Genomic DNA, 13,405 nt, shown 5'->3' on the forward strand with positions numbered 1-13,405 from the left:
GCACCCCGGCTGGGCGTAGCGTTGGCGCATGACCGTCGTGATCGCCTTCCTGGCCAACGTCATCGTCGCCATCGCCAAGTCCATCGTCGCCGCGCTCACCGGGTCGGCGTCGATGCTGGCCGAGGCCGCGCACTCGTGGGCCGACGCGGGGAACGAGATCTTCCTCCTCATCGCCGACAAACGGGCCGACAAGCGACGCGACGCCGCACATCCGCTCGGCTATGGCCGTGACGCGTACATCTTCTCGCTGTTCGCCGCCTTCGGGATCTTCACCGTCGGTGCGGTCGTCTCGATCCAGCACGGCATCCAGAGCCTCACTGCACCGGAGGCAATGGAGGACTACGCCCTCAGCTACCTCGTGCTCGGTGTCGCCTTCCTCCTGGAGGGTTTCTCCTTCACCCAGTCGATCCTCGAGGGCCGGCGCACGGCGAGGAAGTACGGCCGCGGCTTCTTCGACTACATCGTGAACGGCTCCAACACGACGCTCCGCTCGGTGTTCTTCGAGGACTCCGCAGCACTGCTCGGCCTCATCATCGCCGGTGCCGGCATCGGCCTCCACCAGGTGACCGGCGACCCGGTGTGGGACGCGATCGGCTCGATCGCGATCGGTGTCCTGCTCGGCGGGGTCGCGCTGCTGCTCATCAACCGCAACCGGCGCTATCTTCTCGGAGCCTCACCGAGCCCCGCGTACCGCGCACAGACCGTCACCGCGCTCCTGTCGCACCCGGAGATCGAACGGGTCACGGCGCTGTACCTCGAGTTCAGCGGGCCGGAACGCCTCTTCCTCGTCGCGTCGGTCGACCTCGTCGGTGACGACCGCGAGAACGACGTCGCGCGCCAGCTCCGCCGACTCGAGGGCGACCTCGAGCAGGACGACCTCATCGGCAAGGCCGTGCTCACGCTCTCGGTGAGCGACGAGCCGTCGATCACCGTCTGAGCGCGACGCCGAGCCGAGGACTCAGGCGCCGAACAGCCGCTTCGACGCGATCGCAGCGCCCTCGACGAGCGCACCGAGCTTCGCCCACGCGACATCGGTCGCGACGAACTCGTAACTCGCGAAGGTGGAGAGCCCGCAGTCGGTGCCCGCGATGACGCGCGTCGGGTCACCGACCGCTTCGGCGACCTCCACGATGCGGTTCGCGATGACCTGCGGGTGCTCCAGGTAGTTGGTGGTCACGTCGACGACCCCCGGGATGAGGAGCGCGCCCTCGGGGAGCGGATGCTCGCGGAACGCCGGCGCCTCGTGCTGGTGCCGCGGGTTGCCGAGCGGGATGCTGAACGCACCGACCCGTGCCCGGTAGAGGTGCGGGAGGAGCACGTCGACCGGGACGTCGTCCTGGTGTGGGCCCTGCCAGTTGCCCCAGCAGACGTGGAGCCGGACCTGCTCGCGGGGGATGTTCCGGATGGCGTGGTTGAGCGCGTCGACGTGCAGGTCCACGGCCGCGAGGAACTCCTCGAGCGTCGCGTCACCGAACTGGATGACCCGCTCCATGGCGAGGTCCGGGGCGTCGAGCTGCAGGACGTGACCTCGGGCGACGATCGCCTCGTACTCGATCCGCAGTTGCTCGGCGAGCGCGAACACGTAGGCGCGGTCGTCGCCGTAGAAGGGGTTCGCGGCGTCGAGCAGCAGCGTCGTCGACACGATTCCGGGCGTCGCCGCCGAGAAGAAGGTGCCGGCAGGTGTGCGTCCCTGGTCCGCCTGCACGGCGAGCTCCCGCTCGAAGCCGTCCAGATCGGCGGTGATGCCGGCGAGCGTGGGGTCGTACACGAGCTGCCCCTGAGCCATCGGCGGATCCCACACCCGCGCGACGTCCGCACCCTCGACGATCTGCTTCGCCTGGAACGCCGCATAGTCCGGGAACCGCACGGAATCGAGCGTCGGCTTGCGGTGCCCTGCCCCGCCGAAGCCCTCGATGCGTTCGAGGACGTAGGTCGAGAACCCGACGCGCGGCACCTCGCCGTCGTTGATGAGATCGAGACCGGTGGCGAGCTGTGCGGCGACCGTCGAGGCCACCGCATCCGCCGTGACCTCCTCCAGCTCGGCCCCGTCGAACGGCCGCCGCTGGTCGCGGGCCACGAGCAGCCGGGTCAGCTCGGGCGTGCGCGGCAGGCTCCCGGCGTGCGTGGTCAGGATGCGGTCGGTCATGCGTGAGCTCCTCGGTGCGTGGCGGAGGTGGAAGTGGACGCGGCTGTCGAGAGCAGGTCCGGCCTCCCACGATGCCGTATCGCTCCCGACGCCGCCAGCCTGCCCCCGCTACGCCGTCAGTGCGATGTACTGCTCCTCCAGGAATTCGAGGATCCCCTCGCTCGACCCCTCGCGTCCCAGTCCGCTCTGCTTGACGCCGCCGAACGGGGCCGCCGGGTCGCTCACGACGCCGCGGTTGATCGCCACCATGCCCGCCTCGAGGCGGCGCGCGACCGCGACCGCCTCCCGCTCCTCGCCGAACACGTAGGCCATGAGCCCGAACACGGTGTCGTTCGCCATGCGGACCGCCTCGTCGATGTCGTCGTACCGCACCACGGCGGTGACCGGTCCGAAGATCTCGGTGGTCGTGATCTCCGATCCGTGGCGGACACCGGTCACGAGCGTCGCGTCGTAGAACGCCCCGTCCTCCGAGCTGCGGCCGCCCTGGATCACGGTGGCACCATCGCGCACCGCCCCATCGACGAGCCCGGCCACCTTGTCCCGTTCGTGGACCGAGACGAGCGCTCCGAGGTCGTTGTCGTGGTCGAGTCCAGGTCCGACCCGGACCTCCGCCAGCGCCTCGGCCATCCGAGCGACGAAGGCGTCATGGACACTCGTGTGGACGTAGAACCGGTTCGCCGCCGTGCAGGCGGACCCACCGTTCCGCATCTTGGCGAGCAGCGCTTCGCGGACGGTGAGCTCCAGGTCCGCCCCCGGCAGGATGACGACCGGCGCGTTGCCGCCGAGCTCCATCGATGCGCTCACGACGGTGTCGGCGCAGGCGTGCAGGAGCTCCCGCCCCACCTCCGTCGATCCCGTGAAGGACAGCTTCCGCACAGCCGGGTGCGCGAGCATCTCCGCGACGATCGGGCCGGTCGGCACGGGCGTGACGAGACTCACGACGCCGGGCGGGAAGCCGACCCGGCGAAGGACGTCGACGACGAACGCGGCGGCCAGCGGCGTCTCCCGCGCAGGTTTGAGGATGACCGTGCATCCGGCGGCGAGCGCGGGCGCGAGCTTGCGCGTCGCCATGGCGGCGGGGAAGTTCCACGGGGTGATGAGGAGGGAGACGCCGATCGGCTGCCGGTCGACGACGATCCGCTTGTCGCCACTCGGGGAGAGTCGGTAGTCGCCGGGGATGCGCACGGCCTCCTCGGCGAACCACCGGAAGAACTCCTTGGCGTAGTTCGCCTCACCGATGGCGTCGCGGTAGGACTTGCCGTTCTCCCGGATCATGATCTCGGCGAGCGTCTCGACCTCCTCGGTGAGGAGCTCGTAGGCCGCCCTGAGCAGTTCACTGCGCTCCCGCGGGGACGTCGCTGCCCAGGAGGTCTGGGCGCGTGCGGCGGATTCGACGGCGGCGAGGCAGTCCTCGCGGGTCGCGATGGCGAAGTCGGCGATCGTGCTGCCGTCGGCGGGGTCGACGACGGGGAAGGTCCCTCCGTCGGAACCGGGCCGCCAGGCGCCGTCGATGAAGAGTTGCGCGATCGGTTCCGTCCGCGTGGTGCTGAGGGTCGTGGCTGGTGTGGTGGTGGTCATCGTGCGTCCGTGTCTGCTCGGAGGGCTGATCGGTCGCCGGCGTGGGCGGCCTGGAGGATGGTGTCGATGAGCTCCGGGTCGGAGCCGATCGGTGAGATGTCGACGAGTCGCTTCGACTGCAGCGTCAGCTCCGCGATGCGCGGCAGCTGGTCGGCCCGGACGCCGATCTCGGCGAGGCTCGTCGGGATACCGATGGTGCGGCAGAGCTCGGCGACCCGGTCCACGGCGTCCTGCGCGGCCGCCCGCACGTCCGACTCGGTCCCACCGAGGGCGGCGCCGATGGCTGCGAGCCGCTCAGGCATGAGGGGCACGCACGCTTGGAGGACGTAGGGGATCATGAGCCCGGTACCGAGCCCGTGTGGCGTCTTGGTGATCGCACCGACCGGGTACTGCACCGCGTGCGAGAGGTGCGTGCCGGTCGGGCCGAAGCACATGCCGGCGAGCAGGCTGCCGTAAGCGACCTCCTCTCGGGCCTCACGGTCCGTCCCGTCGGCGACGGCCCGGGGCAGGTTCGGCGCGATCCGTCGGATCGCCTCGAGCGCCAGGTGCCGGACGAAGAGGTTCTGTCCGGTGAAGACGGGCAGCTGAGACGCCCAGTCGAGCGGCAGGTCCGCTGCCGTGAACGATTCCAGGGCGTGCACGAGCGCGTCGATGCCGGCGTACGCGGTGACCGAGGGCGGCGCCCCGATCGTCAGCTCCGGGTCGACCACCGCCGCGACCGGGATGAGGTGATGGCTGGAGACACCGATCTTCATCTCCCGGTCCGGGTCGGAGATCACCGCGACCGGCGTCACCTCGGACCCCGTCCCGGCGGTCGTCGGTACGGCCACGATGGGGAGGATGGGTCCGGGCACGTTGTTCTCGCCGTAGTAGTCGGCGAGCACCCCGCCGTGTGCGACGAGCACGGCGACGAGTTTCGCTGCGTCGAGCGCGCTGCCCCCGCCGTAGGCCAGGACGACGTCGGGAGCGAAGGCCGCGGCGACGACACCGGCCTCGGTGAGCGAGTCGACCGGGAGTTCCGGAAGGACGTCGGTGTACACGACGACCTCGGACCCGCCGGCTCGTAGCGCGTCGACGATCGCGACGAAGTCGGGTGAACCGGCGAGGAACGGGTCCACGACGGCGAACACCCGCCTCCCGTGCTCCCCGATGATGACCGGGAGCTGGTGGCGGACGCCGAAGCCGACGTGGATGCGGGGCGGCAGCCGGAGGGTTCCGGTCTCGGTCATGCGGGGGATCCTGTCTGGTCGATGGGTGCGGGTCGGGCGGGCGGTCGGTGATCGGCGTCAGGCACTGAAGCCGCCGTCGACGGGGAGGACGACGCCGCTCGTGTGACTCGCGAGGTCGCTCAGGAGCCAGGCGGCAGCTTCGCCGACCTCGGCGCCCGTCCCGGCCTTGCGGAGTGGCGTCGCGGCGATCCGCGCCTCCACCCCGCCGGGGATGGCGGCGCGGGTCTGGTCGAGCATCGGTGTCTCGGTCGGTCCGGGCGCAAGGGCGTTCACGCGGATACCGAGCGGCCCGTTGTCGTGTGCGGCCGTGCGGGTGAGGCCGATCACGGCGTGCTTCGTGGCCTGGTAGGCGCCCATGCCGGAGCTGCCGCGGAGTCCGCCGATGCTGCTGACGTTGACGATCGAGCCGACTCCGGCCTCCCGCATGACGCGGAGCTCCTCGCGCATGCACAGCCACACGCCCTTCACGTTGACGGCGAGGATGCGGTCGAAGTCCTCCTCGGTCACCTCGTCCAGGCGACCGGCCTGGGTGAGCGCCGCGTTGTTGAACGCGCCGTCGAGCCTGCCGAACCGTTCCACGGTGGCGTCGACGATCCGCGCGACGTCGGCACCGACGCTGATGTCACCGGTGGTCGACGCGGCGTCGAACCCGGCGGTGATGAGGTCCTCGGTCACCGCCGCGAGCGGTCCTGCGGTCCGCGCCACGAGCATGACGGAGGCACCGTGCCGCGCGAAGACCCGCGCGGCGTCGGCACCGATCCCGGCGCTCGCACCGATGACGAGGACGACCTTGCCTGCGAGGAGGGGCTGCTGGGTCGTGGTGGCTGCTGTGGTCATGAGGAGTCCTTCCAGCGGATGGGTTGCGAGCTGCGTGCGGTGAGTCGGTCGGATCGGGAGCAGAGGTGTCCTGCGGTCATCAGGCGTACCGCACCGTTCGGCCCGCCTGCACCGCCGCGGACGCCGCGCCTCCGAGCAGACTGGCATCGTTGCTCATCACCGTGAAGCGGTAGCCGGCGTCGACGGAGGCCCGGACGGCTGCCGCCGACGCACCGCCCGCGTTGCCGATGGGCTTCCCTGCCGCGACGGTCTCGCGGACGGCATCGGCGATGAGCGCGGCGACGACCGGGTCCGTCTCGCTGCGGCCCTCGCTCGTGGAGAGGTCGGCGGCGCCGATGAGGAGGGCGTCGACACCGGCGACGGCTGCGATCGCGCCGGCGGCCCGTGCAGCGGCGGCGCTCTCGATCTGGGCGATCAGGACGACCTCCTCCTGCCCGAACCGCAGGTACTCCTCCCGTGAGGTCGCACCCCAGGCACCGGCCCGACTCGTACTGCCGACCCCCCTCGTACCGAGGGGTGGGAAGCGGACGGCGGCTGCGGCGGCCTCTGCTTGCTCGACCGAGTCCACGTGCGGGAGCATGATCCCCTCCGCACCGGCGTCGAGCACCCGCTGGACGATCCCGCCGTCGAGCGACGGGATACGGACGATGGGTGAGACCCCGGCCAGCAAGGCCACCGCGATGTGCTGCGAGGCCGTCTCGATGCTCAACGGCGAATGTTCGAGGTCGATGACCGCGAAATCGAAACCGGCGAGCGCCACGAGCTCCATGCTCTCCATCGCGGGGAGCTTCACCCAGGTGCCGAGGGCGGGTCCGGAGGGGTCGGCGAGCGCGGCGCGGAACCGGCTCGAGCGCTTGGTCGTCATGGTCACGCGGCCGGGTAGTCGTCGGCGTTCAACACCCAGCCGGAGGCCGAGAAGTCGACCCTCGGTGGAGCGAAGATGTCGAGCAGCTGCTGGTGCTCACCGACGCCCTGCGTGGTGTGGACGGTGGGCGGCGGGATGATGCAGATCGACGGCGTACCGATCTCGGCGTGCTCGTCCTCGCGCCAGGTGGCCGAGTCGGGTCCCCAGGGGTAGCGGATGTGGTGCCGGAAGCGGCCCTTCACCCCGAAGGAGATCTGCTCGAAGTCGTCGTGGAAGTGCGGCGAGAGCTTGTGGGCGTCGCGCGGCGCGGGCTCCTCCGCGAGGAAGTTGACCATCAGGTTCGTCGTCCGGAAGATGCGGCCGAACCGTCCCTCGGCGATCGGGGTGTCGGCGAGGCGGTACACCCGCAGCGCGAAGCCGCCGACCGGGTCGGGCCACGGCACGAGTGGCGCGGCCCGTTCGTCGGGTTCGGCGTACGCGTCGGCGTTCGAGGCCTGCTGCAGGAGGTCCTCGGCGCGGGTGGAGAACAAGCGGATGACCGGGCCGTCGGCCAGGACCTCGATCTCGCTGTCGCCGGGTGGGACGACGACGAACGCCTCCTCGTCGACCGTGACGTCCGTCGCTCCCGCCGTGATCCGGAGCGCGGCGCTGTCCGAGTACAGGAGGACGGCGTACTCGTCGGGCTGCCCGGTGCGGGCGAGCCGGTCCCCGGCGCGGGCGTCGGAGTAGGCGATCACGAGGTTGGCCGCTCTGGCGATCCAGGTGCGACCGCCGGCCGGACTGGTCTCCGTGGGTTCCACGTCATGGAACGCGATCCACTGCGACGGTTTCACCGGAGTGCCCGGATCGACCGCCGACGCGGACGGGGGTGTCGTCGTGGCCAGTCGTGAGCGGATGTCGTCGTTGGCATACATCGTCATGGGGGTTCCTTGCGTGAGAGGGAGGACGTCGTGAGTGTGAGGACCGGGTCAGCGGGTGACGCGGTCGAGCCCTTTGAGGTGGAGCATGCGGCGGGCGTCGGCGGGCGTCGCGATCGTCTTGCCCAGGTCTTCGACGACGGCGCGGATCTTCCGCACCTGTTGAGCGTTGCTCGTCGCGAGCTCGCCCTTGCCGATCCAGAGGCTGTCCTCGAGACCGACACGGACGTGTCCGCCGAGCCACGCGCTGTGCGTTCCGAACTGCATCTGCCCCCGCCCGGCCGCGAAGGCGGAGAAGGAGTAGTCGACTCCGAAGAGCTTGTCCGCGATCGCGACCATGTGCGTGAGGTTCTCGTGGTCGGCCCCGATCCCGCCGAGGATGCCGAAGACGCCCTGGATGAGGAAGGGCGCCTTCGCGAGCCCCCGATCGGCGAAGTGGGCGAGTGAGTACAGGTGACCGATGTCGTAGCACTCGTATTCGAAGCGGGTGCCGAGACCGTCGCCCAACTCCCGCAGGGTGTGCTCGATGCGGTCGAAGGAGTTGATGAAAGGCTGCGAGTAGGTGTTCAGCACGTACTCGCGCTCCCAGTCGTGCTTCCAATCGGTGACCTTGTCGGCGATCCCCGAGTAGACGAAGTTCATCGACCCCATGTTGAGCGAGGCGAGTTCCGGGGCGAACCGCATCGCCCCGGCCAGTCGCTGTTCCATGGTCATGGCCGACGAACCACCGGTCGTGATGTTGATGACGACGTCGGTCTCGTCGAGGATGCGTGGGACGATCTCCTCGTAGATCTCGGCCTCCCACGCGGGGCGGCCGTCGGGGTGACGGGCGTGCAGGTGGATGATCGCCGAGCCGGCCGCCACCGCCTCGAGTGCCGACGCGACGACCTGGTCGGCGCTGAGCGGCAGGTGGTCGCTCTGCGAGGGGACGTTGACCGATCCTGTGACCGCTGTACTGATGATGACCTGCTCGGCGGCGCGCATCAGTTGCTCTCCTCGAGCCCCAGCAGGAAGGCCGTGTTCCGGCAGATCATCTGGCGGATGTCGCGCTCGGCGACCCCGTGGTCGAGCAACTGCTGGATGACGTAGATGTACCCGTCCACCGGAAGAGGGTTCGTGAGCTGCCCGAGATCGGAGTCGATCACCGTCCGCTCCGGACCGACCTTCTCGATCCAATCGACCAGCCGGCTGATCGGGAAACCGGGCGCGGGGACGCCCGGGTGGTACATCGACATCTCGTGCTCGACGAAGGCGCCGTAGCCCAGCATCTCCTCCACGTCAGTGTCGGAGGCGTTCACGATGAAGTCCGGGTGGTGCAGGAGGAGCCGGGTGACGCCGTTGTCCTTCGCCGTCGCGAACAGCGCCTTCATCGACTCGGCGTCGAGGTGTCCGCCGGAGAGCATGATGCCGGCCTCGCCGACGAGCTGGGTGACGCGGACCGTCTCGGCCGAGACGTTGCCGTCCGCAGCCCAGATCGACTCCTCCCGCTCCTCGAGGTTCGAGCCCGCGGTGGGGAAGCCGTCGTCGTGACTGTGCGCTCGGATGTGCTGGCCGGCGGAGACCGTCGGCCCCCACACGGCGCGACCGCCCATCTGGATCGCGACGGCGACGGCGGAGGGGTTGACCCCGCCGACCTCCGAGTTCAGGGCGACACCGCCGTAGGCCGGCGTGGGTGCGTCCTTCAAGAGGTCCTGCATGGCGAGCAGGTCCATGACGGTGTTGTGGTGGTGCGACTTGATGAGGATCGCCCGCAGGTTGATGCGGGCCGCGTCGTAGGACGCCTCCACATGGTTGAGCCGACGAGGGAACGGGCTGGGGCCGGAGTGCACGTGCAGATCGACGGCTCCGTCCAGGACCTTCAACAGGGCGGGCGACGGGATCAGTGCGTCTTCGGTGGCGAGCATCCGAGAACCTCCTTGTGTTCGGATTGCGTACTTTTAGTTCAGATTACGCACATTGCGATCACGGTGTCCAGTGAAAGTTGCGGAACCAGAGGGTGATCGAGCGACACGCGCTGTTCATGATGCGAAAATGATGATTGCATTATGAACAGACACCTGCTGTACTGATCGACACCAGCAGCTTCGACCCTCGACGAGGAGGTGAGTGACATGAGTGACGCGATCGCGGGGATCACCCAGCCGGTCCCATTGCCCGACGCCGACCGCGGGTCCATCCAGTCGATCGAACGTGCGGCGATGGTCCTCGCGCTGTTCGACCAGCACACTCGCACCCTCTCGCCCACGCTCGTCTCCGAGCGACTCGGCCTGAACCGCACGACGGCGCACCGATACCTGCTCTCCATGCAGGCGTCGGGGTTCCTCAACGCCTCCTACGGCCCGGGCCCGCTCATCGACCAACTCTCCGGACTCGTCTCGACGCGCCAGCAGATCATGACCCTCGCCCCCTCGCTCCTCCGCCAGCTCTCCGATCGGACGGGCCTCACCGCGGTCGTGAGCTTCCTCGGCCGCTCCGGCGCCGTCGTCGGCCACGTCGAGGAGGCGAACGAGGGCACCATCGTGCTGACCGTGCGGGTCGGGACGGTGCTCGAGATCAAGGCCGCGCAGTCGCGCGTGCTCCTCGCCTTCCAGTCCGACCCTGCGGTCGTGTCCCGCCTGCACGCCGGTCTGCCGCCGGCGGAAGCACAGCGCGAGTACGCCGAGCTCGCCCTCGCGCGACGCGATCGCATCGCCTGGGCGGACCTCGGCCGGGTCGGGCTGGCCTCGGTGGCCGCGCCCGTGTTCGGCGCCGACGACGTCCAGGCGGCCATGGCCGTCCTGGGCACCACGACCATGCTCCCGTCCTCCACGGAATCCGAGGAGCGCGTGACCATGCTCCGCGAGGCTGCCGAGCAGCTGAGCGCCATGCTGAACGGATGACCACATGACGACCACCTCCCCTCGCTCCACCAGGCGACTCCCGCGCCCGACCTGGCTCATGCTGGTGCCCGCGCTCGGCCTGCTCGCCGCGGTGCTACTGGTGCCGCTCGGGCAGAGCCTCGTGCGCAGTCTGGGCGCCCCCGACCTCACCCTCGACCACTACGCCTCCCTCTTCACCGACGGGGTGACGCTCACGGTTCTCGGCCGGACCGCGTCGACCGCGGTCATCGTCACGGTCGTCGCGTTCCTGCTCGGCTACCCCTACGCGTACCTGATGACGCGGGTCGGTCCGCGGCTGCGCGGGATCCTGCTCGTGATCGTGCTCATCCCGTTCTGGACCTCGGTCATGGCGCGCAACTACGCCTGGATCGTGCTGCTGCAGCGTGGTGGGCCGGTGCAGAGCGCCTTCGAGTTCTTCGGCCTGGGGGACGTCACGTTCCAGGGCAGCGTCGTCGGCGTCACGATCGCGATGAGCCAGGTACTCCTCCCGTTCATGGTCCTCCCGCTGTACAGCTCACTCGGCGGCATCGACCGCAAGCTGCTCCTCGCGGCCCGAGGCCTCGGATCCTCGCCGCTCGTCGCGTTTTGGAAGATCTACTGGCCGCTCTCGCGTGGCGGCGTCGTGTCCGGCCTCATCCTCGTCTTCACGTTGAGCCTCGGCTTCTACGTCACGCCGGCCTTGCTCGGCTCCCCACAGCAGTCGCTCATCGCCCAATTGCTCGCCCAGCGGACCACGCAGTTGCTCGACTTCGCCGGGGCCGGGGCGCTCGGCGTCCTCGTCCTCGTCGTCACCCTGACCCTCGTCGCCTGGGCCAACCGCTTCGGCGGGACCATCTCGGCCATCGGCGTCACCAGCACCGCCCGAAGCAAGGAGCAGTCATGACCGCGCTGAGCGACGTCGACGACCTCGACACCCGCAGCGTCCTCACCGCACGCGGACCGTCTGCTTCACCGGAAGCGCGCCGGGCACGGCGCAAGGACCGTGGCATCGACCCGGTGCCGTGGTGGCTCATCGTCATCGGGACCCTCGTGGCGTTGTACTTCATCCTGCCGACGCTCATCGTGATCCCGTTGAGCTTCAGTGCCGCGTCGGCGTTCCAGTTCCCGCCCACGGAGTTCTCCCTCCGCTGGTACGAGAACTTCTTCACCGACCCGAAATGGCTCTCCTCGCTCGGCAACTCCTTCCTCGTGGCGATCCTGGCGGCCGCCATCGCGACGCTCGTCGGCACGGCCGCGGCGGTCGGCCTGAACCGACTGACCGGTCGGCTCGCCGGCTTCCTCCGCACGCTGCTGATGATCTCGATGGTCACGCCCGCCATCGTCGTGGCCGTCGCGGTGTACGTGTCGTTCCTCCAATGGCACCTGACGGGCAGCCTGCTCGGCTACGTCCTGGCCCACGCGGCGCTCGGCGTGCCGTTCGTCCTCGTCTCCGTCACCACGGCGCTCGGCGGGTTCGACCCGAAGTTGCTCCGGGCCTCCGCATCACTCGGCGCCTCACCCCTACGTTCGTTCATCACCGTGACGATGCCGCTCATCAGCCGCGGCGTCCTCACCGGGGCGATCTTCGCCTTCGTCACCTCCTTCGACGAGGTCGTCATCGCGCTGTTCCTCCGCTCACCCACCTTCCAAACGCTGCCTGTGCAGATGTACAACAGCGTCACCTTCGAGCTGGACCCCACCATCTCCGCGTCGTCGAGCCTCGTCGTCGTCGCGGTCACCGTCATCTTCCTGGTGCCCATGCTCATCGGCAGCCGCACCAAGAACCGTTAGGAGCCGTCGTGACCATCTCGCGATCAGACACCACCGCACCCGCCCAGGAGACCGCCTCCCGGCAGGGCACCCAGATCCGCCTCTCGGGCGTCACCAAGGACTACGGTCTCGCCATCCCGGCGGTGGACGACATCTCGCTCACGATCCAGCCGGGTGAGTTCATGACCCTGCTCGGCCCGAGCGGATCGGGGAAGACCACGACGCTCAACCTCATCGCGGGGTTCGAGACGCTGACCGCCGGGACCATCGACCTGGACGGGACCGACGTCGGCTCCCTGCCGCCGCACAAGCGCAACCTCGGCATGCTCTTCCAGAACTACGCGCTCTTCCCGCACATGACGGTCGCCCAGAACGTCGGCTACCCGCTGCGCGAGCGCAAGCTGCCGAAGGCGGAGATCACCCGCCGTGTCGCCGAGGTGCTCGAGCTCGTCCAGCTCCCAGGGCGGGACGGCAACTACCCGTCCCAGCTCTCCGGCGGACAGCAGCAACGTGTCGCCCTCGCGCGAGCGATCGTCTTCAACCCGGCGGCGCTCCTGCTCGACGAACCCCTCGGCGCCCTCGACCGCAACCTCCGGGGCGCGCTGCAGATGGAGATCCGGCGCATCCACCGCGAGGTGGGTTCCACCTTCGTCTTCGTCACGCACGACCAGGAGGAGGCGATGAACCTCTCCGACCGCATCGCCCTGTTCAACAGCGGTCGAATCGAGCAGGTCGGCTCTCCGGAGCGGCTCTACCGTGAGCCGGACACCCTCTTCACCGCGACCTTCCTGGGCGACTCGAACGTCTTCGACCTCGGCGGATCGGCGTTCGGCCCAGAGGCGGGCTGGGAGGGCAACACCTGGTCCATCGATCCGACGACAGTTGCCGACCACCCCGGCGTCGGCGTCCACGGCGCGGTCGTCGTGAGGCCGGAGGACGTGCGCATCACCCAGGACGCAGCCGCCGTCCCCGTGGGGAGCAACACCGTGCAAGCGGTCGTCCGTGACCTCGAGTACATGGGTTCCTACCGTACGGCGATGCTCGATCTCGGACGATCGGGTCAGCTCGGCCGCGCCCGGATCGATGCGCTCGACTCCGCCCACGCGATCGGCGACACCGTCACCGCCTGGTGGAAGCCGGAGCGGCAGCGCATCGTCGCCGCCTGAGCCGCAACCCACGCCCAACACCAGCTGCACACCCGAACA

General features: G+C 69.4%; 13 protein-coding genes. 5 read left to right on the top strand and 8 right to left on the bottom strand.

The annotated features are described in order from the left end of the window. Nucleotides 1-28: 28 nt before the first annotated feature. Nucleotides 29-937 carry a cation diffusion facilitator family transporter gene (locus BIU99_RS12190; protein WP_064295386.1) on the top strand — a complete coding sequence of 303 codons (909 nt, stop codon included), beginning with the start codon at nucleotides 29-31 and terminating at the stop codon, nucleotides 935-937. 21 nt (nucleotides 938-958) lie between these two features. Here the strand turns inward: BIU99_RS12190 and BIU99_RS12195 are convergent, their stop codons facing one another. From BIU99_RS12195 to BIU99_RS12230, 8 genes are all read right to left on the bottom strand, one after another. Then, complete coding sequence (locus BIU99_RS12195; RefSeq protein WP_071261422.1) at nucleotides 959-2,146, bottom strand: cobalamin-independent methionine synthase II family protein; 1,188 nt, start codon at nucleotides 2,144-2,146, stop codon at nucleotides 959-961. Between the two features lie 108 nt (nucleotides 2,147-2,254). After that, nucleotides 2,255-3,724 carry an NAD-dependent succinate-semialdehyde dehydrogenase gene (locus tag BIU99_RS12200; RefSeq protein ID WP_071261424.1) on the bottom strand — a complete coding sequence of 490 codons (1,470 nt, stop codon included), beginning with the start codon at nucleotides 3,722-3,724 and terminating at the stop codon, nucleotides 2,255-2,257. Further along, nucleotides 3,721-4,953 (bottom strand): iron-containing alcohol dehydrogenase, encoded by a 1,233-nt coding sequence (locus BIU99_RS12205; RefSeq protein ID WP_071261426.1) that lies wholly within the window; start codon nucleotides 4,951-4,953, stop codon nucleotides 3,721-3,723. The genes BIU99_RS12200 and BIU99_RS12205 overlap by 4 nt, the downstream gene beginning before the upstream one ends. 57 nt (nucleotides 4,954-5,010) lie before the next feature. Next, a complete protein-coding gene (locus tag BIU99_RS12210) occupies nucleotides 5,011-5,790 on the bottom strand; it encodes an SDR family NAD(P)-dependent oxidoreductase (RefSeq protein ID WP_071261427.1) in 780 nt (259 codons plus the stop codon). 79 nt (nucleotides 5,791-5,869) lie between these two features. Then, nucleotides 5,870-6,655, bottom strand: a complete 786-nt coding sequence (locus BIU99_RS12215) for an HpcH/HpaI aldolase/citrate lyase family protein (RefSeq protein ID WP_071261429.1) — start codon at nucleotides 6,653-6,655, stop codon at nucleotides 5,870-5,872. Nucleotides 6,656-6,657: 2 nt separating this feature from the next. Next, on the bottom strand, nucleotides 6,658-7,575 hold the full coding sequence (locus BIU99_RS12220; protein ID WP_083397324.1) for a hypothetical protein: 918 nt from the start codon (nucleotides 7,573-7,575) through the stop codon (nucleotides 6,658-6,660). A 48-nt stretch (nucleotides 7,576-7,623) separates the two neighbouring features. Next, complete coding sequence (locus BIU99_RS12225) at nucleotides 7,624-8,556, bottom strand: 3-keto-5-aminohexanoate cleavage protein (RefSeq protein WP_071261430.1); 933 nt, start codon at nucleotides 8,554-8,556, stop codon at nucleotides 7,624-7,626. Next, nucleotides 8,556-9,476, bottom strand: coding sequence for a DUF6282 family protein (locus tag BIU99_RS12230; RefSeq protein WP_083397325.1), 921 nt, complete (start codon nucleotides 9,474-9,476; stop codon nucleotides 8,556-8,558). The genes BIU99_RS12225 and BIU99_RS12230 overlap by 1 nt, the downstream gene beginning before the upstream one ends. A 207-nt stretch (nucleotides 9,477-9,683) precedes the next feature. Here BIU99_RS12230 and BIU99_RS12235 point away from each other — a divergent pair, with 207 nt between their 5' ends. From BIU99_RS12235 to BIU99_RS12250, 4 genes are read left to right on the top strand one after another with little or no spacing between them, the layout of a single operon-like run. After that, entirely contained in the window at nucleotides 9,684-10,451 is a 768-nt protein-coding gene (locus BIU99_RS12235; protein ID WP_071261432.1) for an IclR family transcriptional regulator, read from the top strand. A 4-nt stretch (nucleotides 10,452-10,455) separates the two neighbouring features. Continuing rightward, nucleotides 10,456-11,334 carry an ABC transporter permease gene (locus BIU99_RS12240; RefSeq protein WP_071261433.1) on the top strand — a complete coding sequence of 293 codons (879 nt, stop codon included), beginning with the start codon at nucleotides 10,456-10,458 and terminating at the stop codon, nucleotides 11,332-11,334. Beyond that, nucleotides 11,331-12,221, top strand: a complete 891-nt coding sequence (locus tag BIU99_RS12245; RefSeq protein WP_083397326.1) for an ABC transporter permease — start codon at nucleotides 11,331-11,333, stop codon at nucleotides 12,219-12,221. The genes BIU99_RS12240 and BIU99_RS12245 overlap by 4 nt, the downstream gene beginning before the upstream one ends. Before the next feature lie 8 nt (nucleotides 12,222-12,229). Beyond that, nucleotides 12,230-13,366: an ABC transporter ATP-binding protein gene (locus BIU99_RS12250; RefSeq protein WP_217634996.1), complete on the top strand. Its 1,137-nt coding sequence runs from the start codon at nucleotides 12,230-12,232 to the stop codon at nucleotides 13,364-13,366. Nucleotides 13,367-13,405 lie beyond the last annotated feature (39 nt).

Origin of the sequence: Plantibacter sp. MMLR14_011, from assembly GCF_001865025.1 — a bacterium.
GTDB lineage: Bacteria > Actinomycetota > Actinomycetes > Actinomycetales > Microbacteriaceae > Plantibacter > Plantibacter flavus_A.